Below are 22,507 nucleotides of genomic sequence, written 5' to 3' on the forward strand. Positions count from 1 at the left end.
GCACCCGGAAACCCATGGACATCGCCGCCGAACTCGCCGAGATCTCCACCTATGGAGGATTTTTCGCCGTGAAAGTGGGCGGCGACCCCACGGGCTGGCATCCCGTCACCACGTCCTACACCGACGGCTTCACCGATCTGATCGATGTCACCAACACGCGCCTGGCCAGCTCCGAGCCGCGAATCGGCGCTTCGCTGGTGCACCTGGCCCACGCCGCTCGGCTGTGGTCACTCGTGTTGGCCTGTGTGCTGGCCCACGGCGTGCTGCCCGACCTGACCGACCTGCAGCGCGCCGACGACAGCGCCCAACTGCGGCTGCCCGAACCCGTCGGCGAAACCGTTCCACCCGATCCCGAACTCTTGTATTGCGTCGTCGTGCAGGACCACATGGAGCGGTTTGCCGCCGGCCTGCGGGTCAATCTGGCACCTGGCCTGCGCTCCGGCAACATCGCCTCGGCGCTCACCGGAACCGCGCGAATGCTGCTCGCGGCGCGGCCCGATCTCCGGGGGCCGATCACCCGCACCACTGCCGCCCTGCTGGATATCGGCGAACTGGCCGGAACCGGCGAACTCGTCGGCCCCGATCTGGGCTTCCGGCGCAACAGCTGCTGTCTCTACTACCGCGTGCCTGGCGGTGGCAAATGCGGCGACTGCGGGCTTTGACGGCTTGAGTTCCCCGCCGAGAGTCACGCCAGCGTGACGTTCGGCGTCGAAGTCTGCGCCAGCGTGACGTTCGGCGGAAAGGCAGGGAGTTGGGCGCCAGCGTGACGTTCGGCGTCGAAGTGTGCGCCAGCGTGACGTTCGGCGAAAAGGGAGCAACATCACCACTGGTCGCGCGGGACGTCGAAGTCCGCGCACAGCGCCCGCCACACCTCACGCGGCTCGACGCCGTCCTCGATCGCCTGCGCGGCCGTGCGCCCGCCGAACCCGGTCAAAACGTGGTCGACCAGCACCGATGCGCCGTAGGCGGCGCCAAAGCGCAGCACCACCCGCTCGTTGAACTCCGTCAGCCGCACGCCAGCCAAGATACCCAGCCGGTCACCCGGCCAAAGCAAGCGCTTCGTGGCACACCCGCACCGGGTCGGCCACCTGCGCAATGCTGTCGGCGGCCCGCCGGGCGGCCTCGCGATACCCGGGCGACCCCAGCACGTCGCCGACCGCTGATACCAGCGCCTCGGCGGTCAGTGGGCGAATCAGCCGCCCGCTGCCCTGCCGCACCACCCGGTTCGCCATCTCCCACTGATCGCCACCGCCGGGTACCACCACCAGCGGCACCCCGGCGAGCAAGGCCTTGGCCACCAGGCCGTGACCGCCGCCCCCGATCACCACATCGGCGTGGGTCAACAGCTCGTCCTGCCGGCCCAACCCCACCACAGCCCAGGGCGGCGGCGCCAGGTCCGCACCACCGAGCCGCGACACCACCAGCCGCGAACCCTCGGGCAAAGTGTCGCCCGGTATCAGGCTTTCCAGGGCGAGCTCCGCCAGCCCGATGGTGCCCGTCGCCGCGGTGGAAGGGGCTACCATCACTACCGGCCCGGAGCCGGGCGGAATCTCCAGCACCTGTTCGGTCGGCTCGAAATGCAGCGGTCCCACCACGACGGCCTCGTCCGGCCAATCCGGGCGAGGCACCTCCAACGCCGGCAGCGTGGCGATCAGCCGCCGCAGCGGCCCCGGATCGTCGGCCGGTAAACCGATGTCCACCCGCACGGCGGCACGCTGGCGCTGACCCGCACGCACCGAGCGTGTCGTCAGCGCTCGCATCACGGTGTCGCGCAGCCGTCCCCGCACCCCGGTCCCAGGCGCCAGACCGCTGCCGATCGGCGGCAACCCCTTCGACGGGAGGTACAGCGGATGCGGGCTCAGCTCGACCCACGGGATGCCCAGCAGTTCGGCGGCCATGCCACCGCCGGCGGTGATGACGTCGGAGACCACCAGGTCGGGAGCCAGCTCGCGCAGCGTCGGCGCGACGAGCTCCGCCATCCGCGCCGCTCGCCGGTGAATCCTGGCGCCGGCATCGACGTCCTCGTCGACGGCCACCAGACCGTCCAGTTCGACGGCGTCGACCCCGACCGCGCGGGCGGCCTCCAGCCACTCGACCCCGGTGAACAGCGTGGGCGTGTCTCCGGCCGCGGATAAGCGCCGGCACAGCGCGATCGCGGGAAACGAGTGCCCGGGATCGGGCCCGGCTACCACGGCGACGCGCATCGGCCCTACCCTGCCACAACCGCACTCGCCTACGCTGGCAACCATGACCGAGCTGACTCAGACCACCACCAACGACAACATCCGCACGGTCGAGGGATTCTTGTATGCGCTGCAGGATCAGGATTTCGAGACCCTGGACGCCGCCCTTGACGACAACCTCGTCTACGAGAACGTCGGGTTTTCGACGATCCGCGGTGGTCGCCGCGTGGTGAAGCTGTTCCGCAAGATGCAGGGCCGGATGGGTTTCGAGGTGAAGTTCCACCGGGTGGCCGCCGACGGCGACGCGGTGCTCACCGAACGCACCGACGTGCTGGTCTTCGGGCCGCTGCGAATCCAGTTCTGGGTGTGCGGGGTGTTCGAGGTGCGCGACGGGCGGATCACGCTCTGGCGGGACTACTTCGACGTCTTCGACATGCTCAAGGCGACGCTGCGTGGCGTGGCCGGCATGGTGATCCCGTCGCTGCGCCCGACGCTTTAGGGCAAGCCACGTCCACAGCAAACGGCACATGCCGCGGCACGTGGCAAATGGCAAATTTCTGAGCGAAATTTGACGTTGTTCGGTGAAAAACCTAAAAATCACCGCGCCGCGATCGACTTACGATGACGCTGACGAGGTTCGAGGGCAGGCTCGGAGCCTCGTAATGCGCATGACCGATAGGCCATGGCAAATTGGGGAGGCCCAAAATGTCATTTGTAGTCGTGACGCCAGAGTTAATAACGGCAGCTGCAGCGGACTTGGCCAGCATCGGCGCGTCGGTGGATGCGGCGGGTGCCGCCGCGTCAGCCCCCACCGTCGCGGTCCTGGCCGCAGGCGCCGATGAGGTGTCGGCCGCCATCGCATCGTTGTTCGGAACCCACGGCCAGGCGTACCAGGCCCTCAGCGCGCAGGCGTCGGCGTTCCATGAACAATTCGTGCAGATCATGGCTGCCGGCACCGGCGGCCAGGGCGGCGCCGGCGGCACCGGCGCGCTGATCGGCTCCGGCGGCGCAGGCGGCGCCGGCGGCTTGGGTCAGTACTGCGGGCCTGGGGGGACCGGCGGAAATGCCGGACCGGTCTACGGTAGCGGCGGGGCCGGCGGCACCGGCGGAAGCGGCATCGGCGGCGACGGCGGAAACGGCGGAAACGGCGGCAAGGCCGGGCTGATCGGCGATGCCGGCAACGGCGGGAACGGCGGTCAAACGCTGGCTGGTGCGCCCCGCAAGGGCGGTGATGGCGGCAGCGGCGGCGACGCCTGGCTGATCGGCAACGGCGGCAACGGCGGGACTGCCGCCGCTAGCGGGACGCGCGGCGCAGTCGGTCCCGGTGGCGCCGGCGGGCTACTACTCGGCTCCAGCGGTCAGAACGGGCGGTAGTTCGCCTCCGCTGCAGCGCGGTCAGGCCTACATTGCCCTCGGCAACCCACCGAGCTCGTCGAACGCCTGCGCCCAGCTCATCAACCGATCGGTCACGTCGACCAGCTCGTCGCGGTAGCGCTGTTGAATCGCGCCGCCCGCGCCCTCCCCGTTTGCCGCCGACACCAATTGCGCTGCCGCAGTGACCATTTCGTTGTACTGACGAACGCCCGCGCCCAGCTGAGCGGTGTAGGCGTTGATGGTCGGCACCAGGTACTCCCGCGACGGGTCGGAGTTGTGCGCGGCCCGTTCCATCGACACCACCTGCGTCGCGGTGGCGGCCATCGCCGCTGACGTCCGGTTGGCCGCGGCAGTCAACTCGGCGATCTCGTCGGCCGGTAGCAGGGCGCCGCGTTCGATCACGCCTAGCAGCGAATAGAACCCGCGTTCGGAGGCCCCCAGCGCGTACATCGCCGGCCGAGCGGCCGACCCCGGCGCCGGCAGCCGCCGGATGTTGCTCAGCCGCGGCGATGGCAGCGGCTCGGCCTTCAACCAGTGGTAGCGGAAGAACAGCAGGGTCGCGGGAATCACCATCAAGACCGCGATCGCTCCGGTGATCTGCAGCAGCAGCGCGAACCAGCCCCAGGCTGCCAGTCCCGCCGTCACCGCCGCCCAGAACAGGCACCCGAAGGTGAAGATCCAGGCCCAGCGCAGCGCGCGGCGGCGGCGGCGCAGCATCCGGGCGCGCGGATCGGCGACCGCGTTGATCTTCTGGGCGACCAGGCCGGTCAAGTCGGCAACGGTATCGAATCCGCGCTGCAGCAGCGCCCGCCACCGCGGATGTGGATTCGACTTCGCAGACATCTCGGACGTCACGCCTATTGCTGACCGTAGGGCTGCTCAGGAACAGGTCCGGCGGCCCCGGTGGCGGGCGTGGTGGTGTTCACGCCGGGTGCAGGCGTCCCCCCGGCCGGCAGTGCGTCGCCGCGCATCGAGGCGCGGATCTGCTCGAGCCGCGAGTGCCCGGCCATCTGGACGCCGGCCTGTTCGACTTCGAGCATGCGGCCCTGCACGGAGTTCTGGGCGAGTTCGGCGGATCCGATCGCGTTGGCGTATCGGCGTTCAATCTTGTCGCGCACCTCGTCGAGGCTGGGGGTGTTGCCCGGCGCGGCGAGCTCGCTCATTGACCGCAGCGACGCGCTGACCTGCTCCTGCATCTTGGCCTGCTCGAGCTGGCTGAGCAGCTTGGTGCGCTCGGCGATCTTCTGCTGCAGCACCATCGCGTTGCGTTCAACCGCCTTCTTGGCCTGGCCCGCGGCTTGCAAAGCCTGGTCGTGCAGGGTTTTGAGGTCTTCGACGGACTGCTCGGCGGTGACCAGCTGCGCGGCGAAGGCCTCTGCGGCGTTGTTGTACTCGGTGGCCTTGGCGGCATCTCCGGCGGCAGTGGCCTGGTCGGCCAGCGTCAGCGCCTGACGCACGTTGACCTGCAACTTCTCGATGTCGGCCAGCTGCCGGTTGAGCCGCATCTCAAGCTGACGCTGATTGCCGATGACCTGCGCGGCCTGCTGGGTTAGCGCCTGGTGGGTGCGCTGGGCTTCCTCGATGGCCTGCTGGATCTGCACTTTGGGGTCGGCGTGCTCGTCGATCTTCGAGTTGAACAGCGCCATCAGGTATTTCCACGCCTTGACGAACGGATTGGCCATCAGTGAGCTCCGCCTTCGCTTCTTATGTGCTGGTTGGGCCGCAACGCTACCCCTGACGCTCAATTTAGTGGGTCAACCCGCATCTACCCACCCATGGTGGGACCAAAATGACGAGGTGTTCGGCCGGCAATCAGGCGACGGCCAGCGCGACCACCGGCGGAATGACGACTTTGGTGCTGACATCGATGGTGGCGGCCCCGGCGTCGAGGCGTGCGCTGCTGCGCTCCTCACCGGCCATCCGCTCGCCGGCGTCGATGAGCACCTGCGACAACGGGACTTGCAGCGCGTCGCAGATCGAGTTGAGCAGCTCGCTGGAGGGTTCCTTGCGACCGCGCTCGACTTCCGACAGATACCCGAGGCTTACCCGCGCCGAATCGGACACCTCGCGCAGCGTCCGGCCCTGAGATGTCCGGGCCCCCCGCAGCACGTCGCCAATGACCTCGCGCACCAGTGACGTCATCGCGCTCTCCTCCATCCGGTCAGAATCCAGTCACGATCGTGCCCCTAAAAAGCATGGGACTTTAGGACAACGCCAACCGGGGCCGCGTTGGTTCCCAGGAAAACGACAGAAATCTAACCGGACCGCTTGGTGTGGCGGATTTCTCGCACCGTCGACGCCACGTAGTCGATGCCGGTGACCAGCGTCAGCACGATCGCCAGCCCCATCACCACCTGCGCGGCGGTGTGCAGCAGACCCGCGAGCGGCAGTACGAACAACCCGATCGCCACCGCTTGGACGACCGTCTTCAGTTTGCCGCCCCCAGCTGGCCGGGATAACGCCGCGCCGGATGACGGCCAGCCGCAACGCGGTGATGGCCACCTCCCGGGCCATGATGACCACCGTCACCCACCACGGCAACTCACCCAGCATCGACAGGCTGATCAGCGCCGACCCGATCAGAATCTTGTCGGCGATCGGGTCGACGAATGCGCCGAACTCGGTCGCCATGCCGTAGTTGCGGGCCAGCAGTCCGTCGAACCGGTCGGTGATGCAGGCGACGGCGAAGATCGCCCACGCCACGATCCGCGCGTAGGTGTGGTGGCCGTCGCCGTAGAACAGGGCATAGAGGAAGATCGGGACGAGCAGCAGCCGGGTCAGAGTCAGGATGTTGGCGAGATTCGCGATGCGGGCACGGCCTTCGATCTGACCTGTCTGCGGCTGCCCCGACCACGGCAACAGAATAACGGCTGACCAGCTCATGTGGTGGCTGACGTCGATACTGTTTGCACGTGACCCAAAGTCGACGGGACAACCAGCCGGTGGTCCGGCGGGCGCGGACTTCCGACGTTCCCGCCATCAAGCATCTCGTCGACACCTATTCGGGCCGAATCCTGCTGGAAAAGAATCTCGTCACGCTTTACGAGTCCGTCCAGGAGTTCTGGGTCGCCGAGCACCCGGAAATCGAGGGCAAGGTCGTCGGTTGCGGGGCACTGCACGTGTTTTGGGCGGACTTGGGCGAGATCCGGACCGTCGCGGTCGATCCGGCGATGACCGGCCACGGCATCGGCCACGCGATCGTCAACAGGCTGCTCGAGGTAGCCCGGGAGCTGGAGCTGCAGCGACTGTTCGTGTTGACCTTCGAGACCGAGTTCTTCGCCAGGCACGGTTTCACCGAGATCGAGGGCACCCCGGTCACCGCCGAGGTGTTCGAGGAGATGTGCCGCTCCTACGACATCGGCGTGGCCGAATTCCTGGATCTGAGTTACGTCAAACCCAACACGCTGGGTAATTCCCGGATGCTGCTGGTCCTGTAGCCATGCGAGCAGCTACTCGGCGTCGCCGCCGTCGGCGTTCGCCCCGCCGCGGATCAGCGCCAGCGTCCCGGCCAACTCGTCGGGCTTGACCAGCACCTCGCGCGCTTTGGAGCCCTCCGAAGGCCCGACGATGCCGCGGGTCTCCATCAGGTCCATCAGCCGGCCCGCCTTGGCGAAGCCCACCCGCAACTTGCGCTGCAGCATCGAGGTCGAGCCGAACTGGCTGGACACCACCAACTCCACCGCCTGCAGGAAGACATCCATGTCGTCGCCGATGTCGGGGTCGACGTCGGCGCGTTCCCCGGTCGGTTTCGCGGCGGTCACGCCGTCGGTGTATTCCGGCTCGGCCTGGTCCTTGCAGGCGGCGACGACGGCCTGGATCTCCTCGTCGGTGATGTAGGCGCCCTGCAGCCGGATCGGCTTGCTCGCCCCCATCGGCAGGAACAGGCCGTCGCCCATCCCGATCAGCTTTTCCGCGCCGGCCTGGTCCAGGATCACCCGGCTGTCGGTGAGCGACGACGTGGCGAACGCCAGCCGGGACGGCACGTTGGTCTTGATCAGCCCGGTGACGACGTCCACCGAGGGCCGCTGGGTGGCCAGCACCAGGTGGATGCCGGCGGCGCGGGCCTTCTGCGTGATCCGCACGATCGCGTCCTCGACGTCGCGCGGTGCGGTCATCATCAGGTCGGCCAGCTCGTCGACAATGGCCAGCACATAGGGGTACGGGCGGTATTCACGCTGGCTGCCCAGCGGCGTGGTGATGTCCCCGGAGCGCACCTTGGCGTTGAAGTCGTCGATGTGCCGCACCCGGGAGGCCTGCATGTCCTGGTAGCGCTGCTCCATCTCCTCGACCAGCCACGCCAGCGCGGCGGCGGCCTTCTTGGGCTGGGTGATGATCGGCGTGATCAGGTGCGGAATGCCTTCATAGGGCGTGAGTTCCACCATTTTGGGGTCGATCAGGATCATCCTGACCTCTTCGGGGGTGGCCCGGGTCAGCAGCGACACCAGCATGGAGTTGACGAAGCTGGATTTGCCGGATCCGGTGGAGCCGGCGACCAGCAGGTGCGGCATCTTGGCCAGGTTGGCCGAGATGAAGTCGCCTTCGATGTCTTTGCCCAGCCCGATCACCAGCGGGTGGTGGTCGCGGCGGGTGGACGGCGCGGTGAGTACGTCGGCGAGCCGCACCATTTCGCGGTCGGTGTTGGGGACCTCGATGCCGACCGCGGACTTGCCCGGGATGGGGGCCAGCATGCGCACGCTCTCGGTGGCCACCGCGTAGGCGATGTTCTTTTGCAGCGCGGTGATCTTCTCCACCTTGACGCCGGGTCCGAGTTCGACCTCGTAGCGGGTGACCGTGGGACCGCGGGTGCATCCGGTGACGGCGGCGTCGACCTTGAACTGGGTGAGCACCTCGCCGATGGCGCTGGCCATGTGCGTATTGGCGGCGCTGCGCTTCTTCGGCGGATCCCCGGCCACCAGCAGATCCAGCGACGGCAGCGTGTAGGGGCCCTCGACGACGCGGTCGAGCGCTTGATCGCCCCGCTTTTCGGCTTTGCCGCCGCGCCGCCGCGACCGCCCGAGGACGGGCTCCGTCGGAGCCTCGGAATCGACTGAGTCTTCGGGCTCCTGGACTTCGGGACCCGGGGTCTGCGGGGCTTGCGCCGACGGCCACGCCTTGGGGACGTCGTCGAGGGACTGGTCGTAGTAGCCGTCGGAGAAGTCCTCGGCCGGCGTCACTTCGACGGTGTCCGCGTCGTCGCCGGCGAAGTCGTCTGCGGCAAAGTCGTCGTAGTCGTCGTAGTCGCGCTGGAACATCCGGGTGCCGAACATGCTGCGCAGGGCGTCGGGCACTTCGCGGATGGTGATGCCCGTCAGCAGCAGCAGCCCGAACAACGCGCCGATGAACAGCAGCGGGGCCGCGATCCACGGCGTCAGCCCGTCCGAGAGCGGACCACCGATGGCGAAGCCGATGAAGCCGGCCGCCCGCCGGCGCATTTCGGGATCCTCGGGCGATCCCGACCACAGGTGGCGCAGCCCGAGGAAAGACAGGGCGATCAGGCTGGATCCCAGGATCAGCCGCGGCCGCGCGTCGGGGTTGGGTTCGGTGCGCATCAGCACGATCGCCGCGGCGGCGGCCAGTAGCGGCAGCAGCACGACCGCCGAACCGATGAAGGTGCGCAATCCGGCGTCCACCCACGCGCCGACCGGCCGGGCGGCGCCGAACCACGAGCTGGCGGCGACGATGACGGCCAGACCGAGCAGCACCAGCGCGATGCCGTCGCGTCGGTGGCCGGGTTCGATGTTGCGAGCCTGGCCGATCGACCGTGCGGCGGTGCCGGTGCCTCGGGCGGCCATCATCCAGGTGGCGCGGGCCGCCCGGCCCCCGGCGATTCCCGCCAGCACCAGGAGCGACTGATTGCGGCGCTTGGCTGGGCGGGCGGGACGCTTGGCGGCCCGGGTCGGGCGTTTGGCCGGCCGGGCTGCACGCTTGGCCTGCGATGTGCCAGCTGCTGCGGCTCGCCCACCTCGGGCTCCGGTCCGCGGAGAACCCTTTGACCTGCTCGTTCGGGTTCCGGAGCCAGCGACGGTCTTACTTGCCATGATCGCAAGCCTAGTCGCAAAAACAACATCTGCACCATCCGCCACACTGGTAACGACCGCGTCGCCGCGATGTGCCCGCCTCGTGACCTGACCGGTGTGAGTAGGGTGACAACCGGCCGCGGTTGTGCCGCGGCGCACCACCGAAAGTTCACGCCTGAACCCGCCAAAGTCGCCAGGAGGCTCACCATGCCCGTCGTCGTCGTCGCCACCATGACCGTCAAGCCTGAATCGGTCGACACCGTCCGCGACATTCTCACCGGCGCCGCCGGCGAGGTGCACGAAGAGCCCGGCTGCCAGCTGTACTCGCTGCACCAGACCGGTGAGACCTTCGTCTTCGTCGAGCAGTGGGCCGACGAGGAGGCGCTCAAGACCCACAGCACCGCCCCCGCGATCGGCAAGATGTTCGCCGCCGTCGGCGATCACCTGGCCGGGGCTCCCGACATCAAGATGTTGCAGCCGCTTCCCGCTGGAGACCCCGACAAGGGCCAACTGCGCTCCTGATGAGTCGCGCGCTCGAAGGCAAGGTCGCCTTCGTCACCGGCGCCGCGCGCGGCCAGGGCCGTGCCTACGCGGTCCGGTTGGCCGCCGACGGCGCCGACGTGATCGCGGTCGACCTGTGCGGCCAGATCGACAGCGTCCCCTACCCGCTGGGCACCGCCGAGGATCTGGCCGTCACCGTCAAGCAGGTCGAGGACACCGGTGCGCGCATCGTGGCCCGCCAAGCCGACGTCCGGGACCGCGACGCGCTGGCGGCGGCGCTGCAAGAAGGTCTGGACGAGTTCGGCCGGCTCGACATCGTGATAGCCAATGCCGGTATCGCGCCGATGCAGTCCGCAGACGGCTGGCGCGATGTCATCGACGTGAACCTCACTGGCGCCTACCACACCGTCGACGTCGCGATTCCTGCTCTGGTCGCGCACGGCGACGGAGGTTCGATCGTGCTGATCAGCTCGGCCGCCGGACTGGCCGGCGTCGGCAGCGCCGACGCCGGCTCCATCGGCTATGCCGCCGCCAAACACGGGATGGTCGGACTGATGCGCTTGTACGCCAATCTGCTTGCCAAACATGACATTCGGGTCAACTCGGTGCATCCGTCCGGGGTCGACACACCGATGATCAACAACAAGTTCATCCGCCAGTGGCTGGCCGACATGGTCGCCGAATCGGGTTCGGCCCCGGGAATGACCAATGCACTGCCGGTGCAGATTCTGCAGCCCGACGACATCGCCAACGCGGTAGCTTGGCTGGTGTCCGACCAGGCCCGCTACATCACCGGGGTCACGCTGCCGGTTGACGCGGGTTCGGTGAACAAGAGGTAGGCGTATGTCCCGAAACCCCGCCGCGCGCACCGCATTCGGGCCGATGGTGCTGGCCGCCGTCGAGCAGAACGAGTCGGCCGATCGCAGGCTGATCGACGATGATCTCGCCGAACTGTTTCTGCCGATACCGATGCGCCTGCTCGTCGCCACGACACACTGGCCGACAGTCCGCGGCGCGCTGATCCGCGCCTCGGAGTGGACCGGCCGCGGGCTATGGGCCAATATCGCTTGCCGCAAACGATTTATCGGCGACAAACTCGCCGAGGCTCTCGACGATATCGACGCGGTGGTGATCCTCGGCGCCGGCCTGGACACCCAGGCGTACCGGTTGAACCGCCAGGTCCGCAAGCCTGTCTTCGAGGTGGACCTGCCGGTCAACATCGCCCGCAAGGCCAAAACGGTACGACGGGTGCTGGGCGAACTGCCACTCTCGGTTCGGTTGGTGGCGTTGAACTTCGAACGCGACGACCTGCTGACCGCACTGGCCGAGCACGGCTACCTCCCCGACTACCGGGCGTTCTTCATCTGGGAGGGAGTCACCCAATACCTCACCGAGCAAGCGGTACGCACCACGTTGGAGGGGCTGCGCCCGACGGCACCGGGCAGCCGCCTGGTGTTCACCTACGTCCGTCGCGACTTCATCGACGGCACCAACCGATACGGAACCCGCACCTTGTACCGGTCGGTCCGTGGACGAAAGAAGTTGTGGCACTTCGGTCTTGATCCCGACGAAGTCGCGCAGTTCTTGAACGAATACGGCTGGCGACTGGTGGAGCAACTCGGGCCCGACGAACTCAGCGAGCGCTACGTCGCGCCCACCGGGCGCAAACTGGCGACTTCCCAGATCGAATGGTCGGCATACGCCGAGAAGACCTAAACCTCCAGGACGGTCGGCACGATCATGGGTTGACGGCGATACGTCTCGCCCACCCACTTGCCCACCGTGCGGCGCACACCCTGCGCGATCCGGATCGGGTCGACGACGTTGTTGGCCGCCAGCGATTCCAGCTCCGCTTCGACCTTACGCACCACCGGCTCAAGCGCTTTCGGATCTTCGGAGAACCCGCGCGAATGCAGATGCGGCGGCACCACCGGCTTTGCGGTGCCGCGCTTGACCACGACGGTCACCGCGACGAAACCCTCGGTCAGAATCAGCCGCTCCCCCAGCGTGATCTCGCCGACGTCGCCGGTGATCAAGCCGTCGACGAACATCTTGCCGACCGGAACCGCGCCGGCCACCACGGCTTTGCCGGCGACCAGGTCGACGCTGACGCCGTTCTCCGCCAACAGGATCGACTCCTGGGGCACGCCGGTGCTGGCGGCCAGCTTGGCGTTGGCTCGCAGGTGCCGCCAGGTTCCGTGCACCGGCATGACGTGACGCGGCCGCACCCCGTTGTACAGGAAGAGCAGTTCCCCGGCGTAAGCATGGCCCGAAACATGCACGCGCGCTTGGGCGTTGGTGACGACACGAGCCCCGATTTTGGCCAGCGCGTCGATGACGCCGTAGACCGCCTCCTCGTTACCCGGAATCAGCGACGAGGACAACACGATCAGGTCCCCCGATGTCAGGGTGATGCTGCGATGCTCGCCGCGCGACATCCGCGACAGCGCCGCCATCGGTTCACCCTGGGTACCGGTGGTGACCAGGACCACCTGGTCGGGTGGCAACATCTCGGCCGCCGCGATGTCGACCAGGTCGGTGTCGGCGACCCGCAGGAAGCCCAACTCACGCGCAATGGCCATGTTGCGCACCATCGATCGGCCCACGAACGAAACCCGGCGGCCCAAAGCCACTGCGGCATCGATGATCTGCTGCACCCGGTCGACGTTGGAGGCGAAGCATGCCACGATCACCCGCCCGTCGGCGCCGCGGATCAACCGGTGCAAAGTCGGGCCGATCTCACTTTCCGACGGCCCGACGCCGGGGTGCTCGGCGTTGGTCGAGTCGCACAGGAACAGATCGACGCCGGCGTCGCCGAGGCGTGACATGCCGGGCAGATCGGTGGGTCGGCCATCCAGCGGCAGTTGGTCGAGTTTGATGTCGCCGGTGTGCAGCACGGTGCCCGCACCGGTGTAGACGGCGATCGCCAGCGCGTCGGGAATGGAGTGGTTGACCGCGAAGTACTCGCATTCGAACACGCCGTGCCGGCTGCTCTGCCCCTCCTTGACCTCGACGAACACCGGCTTGATCCGGTGCTCCCGGCATTTGGCGGCAACCAGCGCCAGGGTGAATCTGGAGCCGACGACCGGGATGTCGGGACGCAGCTTGAGCAGGAACGGGATCGCCCCGATGTGGTCCTCGTGCGCGTGGGTGAGCACCAGCGCCTCGATGTCGTCGAGGCGGTCTTCGATGTGACGCAGGTCGGGCAGGATCAGGTCGACGCCGGGCTCGTCGTGGGTGGGGAACATCACCCCGCAATCGATGATGAGCAGCCGGCCGAGATGCTCGAAAACCGTCATGTTGCGGCCGATTTCGCTGATCCCACCGAGCGCTGTGACCCGCAGCCCGCCCGCGGGCAGGGGACCTGGTGGGGCGAGTTCTTCGTTCACTGCCAGCTCACCTGAGAACGGACGCCGCGCGCATGTCCGCGGCCAGCGCGTCGAGTTGCTCGGGGGTGGCGGCGACCTGGGGCAACCGTGGGCCGCCGGCGTCGATGCCCTGTAACCGCAGACCGGCCTTGGACAGCGTGACTCCGCCCAGCCTTGCCATCGCGTTGCACAACGGACCCAGCGCGACGTTGATTTTGCGGGCGGTGGCGATGTCGCCGGAATTGAAGGCGGACAACAATTCTCGTAGCTGACCCGCGGCCAGATGGGAGATCACGCTGATGAAGCCGGTGGCGCCCATGGCCAGCCAGGGCAGGTTGAGCGCGTCGTCGCCGGAGTAGTAGGCCAGACCGGTTTCGGCGATGATCTGCCCGCCGCCGTGCAGGTCGGCCTTGGCGTCTTTGACCGCGACGATATTGGGGTGGGCCGCCAGCGCGCGCAGGGTGTCGGGCTCGATCGGCACGATCGAGCGCGGCGGAATGTCGTAGAGCACGACCGGCAGGTCGGTGGCGTCGGCGACGGCGGTGAAATGGGCCCGCAGCCCGCTCTGCGGCGGCCGCGAGTAGTACGGAGTGACCACCAAGAGTCCGTGCGCGCCCTCTTGCGCCGCTGCCTTGGCCAGTTTGATGCTGTGCGCGGTGTCGTAGGTGCCTGCACCGGCGATGATCCGGGCCCGGTCCCCCACCGCGTCGAGAACGACCCGCAGCAGTTCGCGCTTCTCGTCGTCGGTGGTGGTCGGCGACTCACCGGTGGTGCCCGAGACCACCAGCCCGTCGCACCCCTGATCCACCAGGTGCGTGGCCACCCGGGCCGCGGTCTTGGCGTCCAGGGCGCCGTCGGCGTCGAATGGTGTCACCATCGCGGTCAGCAAGGTTCCCAGCCGCGCTGGGGCATCGAATCCGACGGTGCTCACGGTTGACCAGATTACCTGGCTACGGCAAGCCGATTGGTATCGCCGCGGACGGTCCGGCGGTTCATCCGACCACTTCGACGCGACATGCCAGGCCTGCCGCGCGATCGAGGCGGGCATCCGCAGTGAGTAGCGGGATGTCAAGATGTCCGGCAAGGGCTGCATAAAGCTCGTCGTAGAAGCTGACGTGGTGCCGCATTTCCCACGCTCGGCGAGCCAACATCCCGGCATGTGGGTAGCGGTTGTCTACCAGTGCATCGAGCATCCGCAGCGCCGTTTCAGCTTCTCTGGCGCTTATGAGCCCGGCCCGCTCGTGACGGCGCAGCACATTTCCCACCTCCGCGTCGATCAGGTGCGGCGCATGTCGGCGCATCTGAGGCAGCCGCTGCCGCAACGCGTCCGCTGCGGCGGTCTTACCGACCAGGCTCAGCACTAATGCCGACGCATCGATGACAAAGTCCTTCACCGCCGGTCTTCGGCCAAATCGGCGAGGATGGATTCCGTTGTGGCGGCCGGAGTATCGCCCGCCTTCCGTGCCGCCGCCATTTCTTCCAGCGCCTCAGCCGGAGTGGGGCGGTTGGCGAAATCGACCACCCAGTCGCGCATGTACGACTGCAGCGATCGCCCCGCGGCGCGGGCACGATTTCGGATGACCAGGTAGGCATCCTCGGGGATTTCCCGGATCTGTATGGTCGCCACAGCGCTATTTTAGCGCTGAACCGCCTAGGGGGTCAGACCTGCGGCCTCAGGCTTCGGTCACACAACCCGATTGCTCCCTACGCCTTCCCCCGCTACGCGGCCTCAGGCTTCGGTCGCGAAAGGACTCGTGGCGACTTCCGTGCCGTCCGCGAGCCTGGTGATCTCGAAGTCGGCGAAAACCGCAGGCGCGACGTCGACCAGCTGGCGCAGGCAGGCGATAGCCAGCCGCCGGATCTCGACGTCGGCGTGCTCGCTGGCCCGCATGGCGATGAAGTGCCGCCAGGCCCGATAGTTGCCGGTCACGACGATCCGAGTTTCGGTGGCGTTCGGCAGTACCGCGCGGGCGGCCTGGCGGGCTTGTTTGCGCCGCAACACCGCGTTGGGTTGGTCAGCGAACTTGGCTTCCAGCTTGGTCAGCAGCTCGGTGTAGGTGGCGCGGCTGGCGTCTGCGGCCGCCGTCAGGATCTCCCGCAGCTCGGGGTCGTCCTCCATGCCGGGCGGGACCACGACCTGGGACTCGTATTCGGGCACGTAGCGCTGCGAGAGCTGCGAATAGGAGAAATGCCGGTGCCGGATCAGTTCGTGGGTGCAGGAGCGGGAGACGCCGGTGATGTAGAACGAGACGCTGGCGTGCTCGAGCACCGAAAAATGCCCGACGTCGATGATGTGCTTGATGTAGCCGGCGTTGGTCGCGGTCCGAGGATTGGGTTTGGACCAGCTCTGATAGCAGGCGCGACCGGCGAACTCGACCAGTGCGGAGCCCCCTTGCACGTCAGGGCTGTCCGTGGTCCAGGGGACGTCGGGGGGCGCCAGGAAGTCGGTCTTGGCGATCAGTTGCACGCGTAGCGGCGCGGTCTCGGCCACGGCGCTCACCTTAGCCCGCGCGGCCACTGCCGGTATCGCGCTGCACCGGTTCGGTCAATTACTGCGTCGGCCAGGCACAACTTGCTCCACGAGGTCAGCGCCGTGGGTCGTCCCGCGGTAGCAGCGAAGCCCGTCGCCACCGATGCCGCACCATCGGTCGTCTTCATCGCTTCGCGCACCTTTGCACGCAGCCGGGAGGCTGACAGTTTCTTGGCCGGTAGGGCGGGTTACGCACCGAGCTACCTCGACGCGCCATGCCACCTCGAATTGATCACGCCCGGAGGGCACGACACAGCGAGCCTCACCGAACCGACAACGTCGGCAAACAAGACGGTGACTTGCTTGTGTTCGCCTGTCCGCTGTCGTCGCGTGACGGGCGTCCCGCACACGTCGCAGAACCGCTTCTCTAGCCGGACGGACCATTGCACTGACTTCTGTTGCGCCGTCAATGCCCCTCATCATCGCGCACCAGGCCGGCTGGGAACTTAACGGCAAACGACCTCACCCGGCCTGCGACTGGTCGACGAAAAGGATCAGCGTAAGGGCCGCAAAGGATTTCTAGGCCCCGAATCGATCCGCTCCAGCTGCTCTCGGACCACATTGTCCAACCGTGCCGACTCGTCCAACGCCGCCAGCAATTCCGTCCTCAAGCGCGCGATCTTCTGACCCATCGGCTCCCCATCGTCCTGGGCCGCGGCCGCGCCGACATACCGACCAGGGGTCAATGCATAGTCCGCGGCCTTGATCTCCGCCAGTGTCACCGACCTACAGAACCCCGGAACATCCTTGTAGGTAATGCCTTTCGCAGCTGCCGAAGGCGTACCCCGCCACTCGTGGTAGGTGTCACCGATCCGAGCGATGTCGTCGTCGCTCAGTGCGCGCTCGGTTCGGTCCACCAGGGAACCCAACTCGCGGGCATCGATGAAAAGCACCTGACCGGAACGGTCGACGCAACCTTGCTCACCTGCCGTCTTGTCCTTGGCAAAGAACCACAGGCACACCGGGATTGCGGTACTACGGAACAACTGTGTCGGCAGCGCAACCATGCACGACACCAAATCGGCATCCACGATCCGCGCCCGAATGTCGCCCTGTCCGTTCGATTTCGACGACATCGAGCCGTTGGCCATTACCACCCCGGCCTTGCCCGCCGGCGCGAGCTTGGACAGGATGTGCTGGATCCACGCGAAGTTGGCGTTGTTGGCCGGCGGCACGCCGAACCGCCAGCGCGGGTCGGCCTCGTGACGGGTCCAGTCCTTGATGTTGAACGGCGGATTGGCCAGCACGTAGTCCATTTTGACGTCGGTGTGCTGATCGTGCGCGAGCGTGTCACCCCACCTCCGGCCCAACCCGGCGTGATCGATCCCGTGGATGGCCAGGTTCATCCTGGCCATCCGCCAGGTTTCCTCGATGCTCTCCTGGCCATAGATCGCAATGCTTTTCGCGTCCGCGTGGTGGTCGGCGATGAATTTCTCGGTCTGCACGAACATGCCGCCCGACCCGCAGCACGGGTCATAGACCCGGCCGCCGGCGGGTTCGAGCACCTCCACAATCACCTTCACCACGCTGGGTGGCGTGAAGAACTCGCCGCCCCGTTTGCCTTCGGCGCGAGCGAAATTGCCCAGAAAATACTCGTAGACCTCCCCCATCAGGTCGCGGGCTCGGTGCGCACCCTGCCGGCTGAACCGGGCGCTGTCGAACAGGCCGATCAGCTCGCCGAGCCGGCGCTGGTCGATGTCGTAGCGGTTGTACACACGTGGCAGCGTCCCGCCCAGCGTCGGGTTGGCCATCATCACGGCGTCCATCGCCTCGTCGACGAGCTGACCGATGTTCTTGCCGGGCCGGCCCTCAGCAGCGTTGTCCGCCAGGAACTTCCATCGCGCGGCCGGAGGCACCACGAACACTCCGGGCTCGTCGAGCGCGTCCGAGAGGTACTTCAGAAACACCAGACCGAGGATCACGTCTTTGTAGTGGCTGGCCGACAGCGATCCGCGCAGCTTGTCCGCGGCCTTCCACAGCGTGTCCTTGAGTTCCCTCATGGTCGAAGGCTCAGGCTGTCTGTGAGGCGGCATCGATGCGGCCTCCTAGTCTCCGGTATCGGGGGCAGAAGTCGCGACGAAGTGGTCCCTTGCCCGCACGGCGCCGCTGATCAGCAACGGAAGCAGCCGGTCGCGCATCGCCGCCAACGCGGCGGATTCGGCGCGACGCTGCTCACAGACCGCGCCGAGCGTGGTGATCGTCGCCGCCGACCCGGAATCCAGACAGCGCACGTCACGCACCCGGACATCGAGCAGTTCGCGCGGCCGGATGCGTTGTCGGCTGCCCGTCATCCCCGCAGCCAGCCGGGCAAGCACCGACGACACCTCCGGCTGCCGAAGTGCCGACCACAACACCGAAGTGTCCACTCCGATCGGCCGCAGCACCACGAATTCACTGCTGGCCAGACCTGGTTCGGCACCCGGGCGCGGGATATTCCAGATCCGCGGGGTGCCGGGATTCAGTTTGGCGAACAACACACACGGGTGCTCGACCAAGAATTTCACGCTTCTGATCACATTGGCATCCAACATGATTGGACGTTGGTCATGGTCGAATGCCGGGAAGCTGTAGAGCGCGACATTGTCCGCCAGCTTGCCGGGTTGGATGCTCGCAGAAGACCTTTGCGCCACATTCGCCAGTGTCGTGTACTCGGCGACTCTCCCGGCCAGCGTCGTCATCAACGCTTCGGCGGATTCGACGACCCGACAGTTGACGGCAATCTTGTCGTCGAGGGCGGCCAGCAGACCAGCGATCGGTTGCCGCTCCGCAGGGTCCGCCGCGCTGATCGGGACGCTGCCCAACACGCGGTGGTTGAGCACCGGTTGACCAGAACCGGCGCGAAACCTGTTGAGCTCAAAGCTTTTCAGATGGTAGTACCAGTATCGCGTCTCTGCCGGGTTTTTTGGCGCGGCAGACCATCGCGTTGTCGCTGACCCACGCATCGCCGGGGCAGTACTGCACGCTGCCGCAGCACGAGCCGACGCGGCCCACCACGATCATCGGGCCACGGGCATTGGACTCTCTCGTGCGCCCGATGACGCCGTTGGCACCGTAGACCGGAAAACACCCGTCGGCCGTCATCGCCGGCAACGCCTGCCCGACGCGGAACTCCAGGTGATGCCCCAGCCTGCCGTCCATCAGCCGGCCCGCTTGATCACGGCGCTGCGCAGATCCGCCGCCAGGTCCCCCCCGGTCGTTCACGCCGACGCGGCCCAGGCCGAGCCACGAGGCCATCGACTCCAGCTCCCCGGTCAGCGCCGACGCAACCCGGCGCCGGTCGATCCCGGCTTCGCCGAACGCCCCCACCACTTGCAGCTCGTCGGCAACCCGGTCGGATTTGAGATCGACTCGCGCCACCAGTCGGCCGTCCAGCAGGAAAGGCCATACGTAGTACCCGTAGCGGCGTTTGGCCGCGGGTGTGTAGATCTCGATGCGGTAATGAAAGCCGAACAGCCGCTCCACCCGGGGCCGGAAGAAGATCAGCGGGTCGAACGGGCACAGCAGCGCGGTCCCGCGATCGACGCGCGGCACGGTTCGGGGGCGCAGGTAGGCCGGCGGCCACCCCTCGACGTCGACGCGTTCGAGAGCACCGCCGGCCACCAACTCGGCCACCGCCGGCCTGGTCTGCTGCGCGGAGAGCCGGAAGTAGTCGCGGATGTCCGCCTCGGTGCCCACCCCCAACGCGGTGGCCGCGCGCAGCACGAGCTCGCGTACCGCCTCGTCGTCGTCGACCTGCCGAGCCAGCACGGGCGCCGGTAGTACCCGCTCCACCAGGTCGTAGTGCCGGGCAAAGCCGACCCGGGTGGCCGTGGTGAGCACACCGGCGGCGAACAGCGCCTCGGCCACCCACTTGGTGTCGCTGCGCCCCCACCACGGCCCCGTGGCGCCGCGCGGTTCGGCTTCCAGGTAGGCCTCGATCTGCCCGGCCGTGCTGGGTCCGAGCTCGGTCACCGCGGCGACGATGTCGTCGGCCAGCTGCGGATTGGCCTTGACGATGTGGGTGCCCCACCGGCCGTGCCGGTACTGACGCATCCGCCAGCGCAGCAGCGGCCAATCGTCGACGGCCATCAGCGCGGCCTCGTGCGCCCAGTACTCGGCGAACAGCCGATTGCGGGCCGGACCCCAGGCCGCTTCGTCGAGCACGTTGCGGTCGTAGGGCCCCAACCGGCTGAACACCGGCGCGTAGTGCGCCCGCACCGCCACCGACACGGAGTCCAACTGCAGCACCTGGATTCGCGAAATCAGCCGCCGCAGGTGCGCCCGGGATATCGAACCGGCCGGCTGCGGCTGGCTAAACCCTTGAGCCGCAACGGCTATCCGCCGGGCTTGGGCGGCGGTCAGCCTGGGAGTCCGCAGCGCCACGGGCCGAGAATACCGGCCTGCCGGCCTTCCGCGACCGCGAGGCTAGCCGGTCCTTCTTTTCTGATCCAACGGCGTCACCGCGCCCGACTCCCGGTCGCGTTCGCCGTAGGCGGCTTCCAACGCCGGTGGAATCGAATCCAGATCGCGGTAGACCTCCGCGAGTTGCTCCAGGATCCGGATGCGCCGCTCGGCGGCCTCCTCCACCGCGCGCCGCGCCTGCTCCATGAGTCGCTCCCGCTCCTGCTGAGCCTGCTGGGTCTCCCGCTCGATCGTCGATTGGGTGTCGGCCCGCATCTTGGCCAGCTCCGCGGCCAGGTTTTTCCTGGTTTCCTCGCATTCGGCTGCCAAGGCTTCGCGCTGTGCGTGCATGTTGGCCAACTGTTCTTCGTGCCGGCGCTGCTCGTCGGCGATGTCGGCCCGCGCGGATTCGATCAACGCGTCCGCCTCGGCGCGTGCTTCGGCCTGCATCTCGGCGATTTCGTCGACCGCGCGGCGCATCATCTTGGCCATCCGATGCTGAACCGCATGCGGCGACGGCGAGGTGTCGGCGAGCAGGGCGACCTCTGCGCGCAGCGCGGCGGCCTCGTCGGCGGACTCCTTCAACCTGGCCCGCAGGCTCTCCACGTCGTCGCGCAGCAGCTGCTCCTTGGCGGTCAGCATCTCGATGCGAGCGTCCACCGCGGCCGGGTCGTAACCCCGGAACATGCGCGGGAACGTCTTCCCCGGTTCGGTTCTCACTGCGAATTCCCCCTTGTGAAACGCCTGGCATTTCGTCGAGCGGGCGCGGCCACGCCCCTCACGCTCGAGAGTAGCTGTGGAACCGGTAGCGCAACCCCGAGCGACTGACCCGCCATTGCCCGACCTCACCCTGCCACGTCTCGTCCAGCAGCGGGGCGACGATGTCGCCGTCGTCACGTGGCAGCACCACGTCGACTTCGGTGACCTCGCAGCGCGTCGCCCGCGGCAGCGCCAGCAGGTAGATCTCTCCGCCACCGATCACCCAGGTGTCGTCCGGGTCGGTGAGCGCTTCGTCGAGGGATCCCGCCACCTCGGCGCCGTCGGCGACGAAATCCCGCTGCCGGGTCAGCACCACGTTACGGCGGCCCGGCAGCGGCCGGTTCCGCGCCGGCAGCGATTGCCAGGTGCGTCGCCCCATCACCACCGTGTGTCCCAGCGTGATTTGCTTGAAGTGGGCCATGTCCTCGGGCACCCGCCAGGGGATGTCACCGGCGCGCCCGATCACCCCGGACGTCGACTGGGCCCACACCAGGCCCGTCATACAGCTACTGGGGCTTTGATCGCCGGGTGCGGGTCGTAGTTCTCCACCACGACGTCCTCGTAGCGGTATTCGAAGATCGAATCTCGATGCGCCAGAACCAGTTTCGGGTATGGCCGGGGCTCTCGGCTGAGTTGCAACGTCACCTGCTCGACGTGGTTGTCGTAGATGTGACAGTCACCACCGGTCCAGACGAACTCCCCCCACCTCCAGGCCGGCTTGGGCGGCCATCATGTGGGTGAGCAGCGCGTAGCTGGCGATGTTGAACGGCACCCCGAGGAACAGGTCGGCGCTGCGCTGGTAAAGCTGGCAGCTCAGGCGTCCGTCGGCGACGTAGAACTGGAAGAACGCGTGGCACGGCGGCAGCGCCATCTGCGGGATGTCGCCGACGTTCCAGGCCGACACGATGATGCGCCGCGAGTCCGGGTCGGTGCGCAGCAGCTCCAGCGCGGCGCTGATCTGGTCGATGTGTTCACCGCTCGGGGTCGGCCAGGACCGCCACTGCACCCCGTAGATCGGCCCCAGTTCGCCTGTCTCACTGGCCCATTCGTCCCAGATGGTGACACCGTGCTCGTGTAGCCAGCCGATGTTGGAGTCACCGCGCAAGAACCACAGCAGTTCATACACCACGGACTTGAGATGAACCTTCTTGGTGGTCAGCAGTGGGAATCCGGCCGACAGGTCATACCGGATCTGCCGGCCGAAAAGGCTGCGGGTGCCGGTGCCGGTGCGGTCGGATTTCGCCGTTCCCGTGTCCAGAACCAAGCGCAGCAGGTCTTCGTACGGCGTCGCGATCGGCACCCGGCCAGCTTAGTCGCGCTTGGCACCGCTAGTGGGAACTGACTGCGATTTTCCGGGCGCTGGTTTGACGGTGCGGTTTTATTCGCGGGGTAGCA

General features: G+C 67.4%; 21 protein-coding genes and 5 pseudogenes. 7 read left to right on the forward strand and 19 right to left on the reverse strand.

The window, feature by feature from the left end; all coding sequences use genetic code 11:
* Window positions 1-14: 14 nt before the first annotated feature.
* Entirely contained in the window at window positions 15-662 is a 648-nt protein-coding gene (locus L6444_RS18415; RefSeq protein ID WP_236976418.1) for a (2Fe-2S)-binding protein, read from the forward strand.
* Between the two features lie 158 nt (window positions 663-820).
* Here L6444_RS18415 and L6444_RS18420 read toward each other — a convergent pair whose 3' ends face one another.
* Together L6444_RS18420 and L6444_RS18425 are read right to left on the reverse strand one after the other, a co-directional pair.
* Entirely contained in the window at window positions 821-1,015 is a 195-nt protein-coding gene (locus L6444_RS18420; protein ID WP_444980222.1) for a DUF3046 domain-containing protein, read from the reverse strand.
* A gap of 22 nt (window positions 1,016-1,037) precedes the next feature.
* Window positions 1,038-2,204, reverse strand: coding sequence for a glycosyltransferase (locus L6444_RS18425; protein WP_236976420.1), 1,167 nt, complete (start codon window positions 2,202-2,204; stop codon window positions 1,038-1,040).
* A 43-nt stretch (window positions 2,205-2,247) separates the two neighbouring features.
* On the opposite strand from L6444_RS18425, the gene L6444_RS18430 reads away from it, so the two are divergent.
* Together L6444_RS18430 and L6444_RS30720 are read left to right on the forward strand one after the other, a co-directional pair.
* Complete coding sequence (locus L6444_RS18430; RefSeq protein ID WP_236976423.1) at window positions 2,248-2,682, forward strand: limonene-1,2-epoxide hydrolase family protein; 435 nt, start codon at window positions 2,248-2,250, stop codon at window positions 2,680-2,682.
* A 206-nt stretch (window positions 2,683-2,888) separates the two neighbouring features.
* On the forward strand, window positions 2,889-3,557 hold the full coding sequence (locus L6444_RS30720) for a PE family protein (protein ID WP_444980223.1): 669 nt from the start codon (window positions 2,889-2,891) through the stop codon (window positions 3,555-3,557).
* Between the two features lie 27 nt (window positions 3,558-3,584).
* Here the strand turns inward: L6444_RS30720 and pspM are convergent, their stop codons facing one another.
* The 4 genes and pseudogenes from pspM to pgsA form a co-directional block, all read right to left on the reverse strand.
* Window positions 3,585-4,400 (reverse strand): phage shock envelope stress response protein PspM, encoded by an 816-nt coding sequence (gene pspM / locus L6444_RS18440; protein WP_236976425.1) that lies wholly within the window; start codon window positions 4,398-4,400, stop codon window positions 3,585-3,587.
* A gap of 14 nt (window positions 4,401-4,414) precedes the next feature.
* On the reverse strand, window positions 4,415-5,239 hold the full coding sequence (pspA, locus tag L6444_RS18445; protein WP_236976427.1) for a phage shock protein PspA: 825 nt from the start codon (window positions 5,237-5,239) through the stop codon (window positions 4,415-4,417).
* A gap of 130 nt (window positions 5,240-5,369) precedes the next feature.
* Entirely contained in the window at window positions 5,370-5,699 is a 330-nt protein-coding gene (gene clgR / locus L6444_RS18450) for a transcriptional regulator ClgR (RefSeq protein WP_236976429.1), read from the reverse strand.
* A gap of 113 nt (window positions 5,700-5,812) precedes the next feature.
* Window positions 5,813-6,440: pseudogene (gene pgsA / locus L6444_RS18455) on the reverse strand (CDP-diacylglycerol--glycerol-3-phosphate 3-phosphatidyltransferase).
* A 29-nt stretch (window positions 6,441-6,469) separates the two neighbouring features.
* On the opposite strand from pgsA, the gene L6444_RS18460 reads away from it, so the two are divergent.
* Entirely contained in the window at window positions 6,470-6,994 is a 525-nt protein-coding gene (locus L6444_RS18460) for an amino-acid N-acetyltransferase (RefSeq protein WP_236976431.1), read from the forward strand.
* Window positions 6,995-7,006: 12 nt separating this feature from the next.
* Here L6444_RS18460 and L6444_RS18465 read toward each other — a convergent pair whose 3' ends face one another.
* Window positions 7,007-9,595, reverse strand: a complete 2,589-nt coding sequence (locus L6444_RS18465; protein ID WP_236976433.1) for a DNA translocase FtsK — start codon at window positions 9,593-9,595, stop codon at window positions 7,007-7,009.
* Window positions 9,596-9,781: 186 nt separating this feature from the next.
* Between L6444_RS18465 and L6444_RS18470 the strand changes: the two genes are divergently transcribed.
* Genes L6444_RS18470 through L6444_RS18480 form a run of 3 tightly spaced genes read left to right on the forward strand, consistent with a single transcriptional unit; the run spans window position 9,782 to window position 11,791 of the window.
* On the forward strand, window positions 9,782-10,096 hold the full coding sequence (locus tag L6444_RS18470) for a putative quinol monooxygenase (protein ID WP_236976435.1): 315 nt from the start codon (window positions 9,782-9,784) through the stop codon (window positions 10,094-10,096).
* Window positions 10,096-10,914 (forward strand): mycofactocin-coupled SDR family oxidoreductase, encoded by an 819-nt coding sequence (locus L6444_RS18475; RefSeq protein WP_289624923.1) that lies wholly within the window; start codon window positions 10,096-10,098, stop codon window positions 10,912-10,914. The genes L6444_RS18470 and L6444_RS18475 overlap by 1 nt, the downstream gene beginning before the upstream one ends.
* Window positions 10,915-10,918: 4 nt before the next feature.
* A complete protein-coding gene (locus L6444_RS18480) occupies window positions 10,919-11,791 on the forward strand; it encodes an SAM-dependent methyltransferase (RefSeq protein WP_236976437.1) in 873 nt (290 codons plus the stop codon).
* Here the strand turns inward: L6444_RS18480 and L6444_RS18485 are convergent.
* From L6444_RS18485 to L6444_RS18545, 12 genes and pseudogenes are all read right to left on the reverse strand, one after another.
* A complete protein-coding gene (locus L6444_RS18485) occupies window positions 11,788-13,464 on the reverse strand; it encodes a ribonuclease J (RefSeq protein WP_236976439.1) in 1,677 nt (558 codons plus the stop codon). The two genes, L6444_RS18480 and L6444_RS18485, sit on opposite strands and share 4 nt — an antisense overlap.
* Before the next feature lie 7 nt (window positions 13,465-13,471).
* Window positions 13,472-14,374 (reverse strand): 4-hydroxy-tetrahydrodipicolinate synthase, encoded by a 903-nt coding sequence (gene dapA, locus L6444_RS18490; protein ID WP_236976441.1) that lies wholly within the window; start codon window positions 14,372-14,374, stop codon window positions 13,472-13,474.
* A 61-nt stretch (window positions 14,375-14,435) separates the two neighbouring features.
* Window positions 14,436-14,837 (reverse strand): type II toxin-antitoxin system VapC family toxin, encoded by a 402-nt coding sequence (locus tag L6444_RS18495; RefSeq protein ID WP_236976442.1) that lies wholly within the window; start codon window positions 14,835-14,837, stop codon window positions 14,436-14,438.
* Window positions 14,834-15,070 carry a BrnA antitoxin family protein gene (locus L6444_RS18500; RefSeq protein ID WP_236976443.1) on the reverse strand — a complete coding sequence of 79 codons (237 nt, stop codon included), beginning with the start codon at window positions 15,068-15,070 and terminating at the stop codon, window positions 14,834-14,836. The genes L6444_RS18495 and L6444_RS18500 overlap by 4 nt, the downstream gene beginning before the upstream one ends.
* Before the next feature lie 102 nt (window positions 15,071-15,172).
* Window positions 15,173-15,934 (reverse strand): FAD-dependent thymidylate synthase, encoded by a 762-nt coding sequence (gene thyX, locus L6444_RS18505; protein ID WP_236976444.1) that lies wholly within the window; start codon window positions 15,932-15,934, stop codon window positions 15,173-15,175.
* A 54-nt stretch (window positions 15,935-15,988) separates the two neighbouring features.
* Window positions 15,989-16,228 (reverse strand): annotated as a pseudogene (locus L6444_RS18510) (glycosyltransferase); the annotation flags it as partial.
* A 239-nt stretch (window positions 16,229-16,467) separates the two neighbouring features.
* On the reverse strand, window positions 16,468-18,006 hold the full coding sequence (locus L6444_RS18515; protein ID WP_236976445.1) for a class I SAM-dependent DNA methyltransferase: 1,539 nt from the start codon (window positions 18,004-18,006) through the stop codon (window positions 16,468-16,470).
* Between the two features lie 12 nt (window positions 18,007-18,018).
* Window positions 18,019-19,111 (reverse strand): annotated as a pseudogene (locus tag L6444_RS18520) (restriction endonuclease subunit S).
* A pseudogene (locus tag L6444_RS18530) lies at window positions 19,111-20,329 on the reverse strand (winged helix-turn-helix domain-containing protein). Before L6444_RS18530 ends, L6444_RS18520 begins: the two co-directional pseudogenes overlap by 1 nt.
* 48 nt (window positions 20,330-20,377) lie before the next feature.
* Window positions 20,378-21,073, reverse strand: a complete 696-nt coding sequence (locus L6444_RS18535; protein ID WP_236976448.1) for a cell division protein DivIVA — start codon at window positions 21,071-21,073, stop codon at window positions 20,378-20,380.
* A gap of 58 nt (window positions 21,074-21,131) precedes the next feature.
* Window positions 21,132-21,614, reverse strand: a complete 483-nt coding sequence (locus tag L6444_RS18540; protein ID WP_236976450.1) for a dihydrofolate reductase — start codon at window positions 21,612-21,614, stop codon at window positions 21,132-21,134.
* Window positions 21,611-22,412 (reverse strand): annotated as a pseudogene (locus tag L6444_RS18545) (thymidylate synthase). Before L6444_RS18545 ends, L6444_RS18540 begins: the two are co-directional and overlap by 4 nt.
* Window positions 22,413-22,507 lie beyond the last annotated feature (95 nt).

This window comes from Mycobacterium kiyosense (assembly GCA_021654635.1).
Classification (GTDB): Bacteria; Actinomycetota; Actinomycetes; order Mycobacteriales; family Mycobacteriaceae; genus Mycobacterium; species Mycobacterium kiyosense.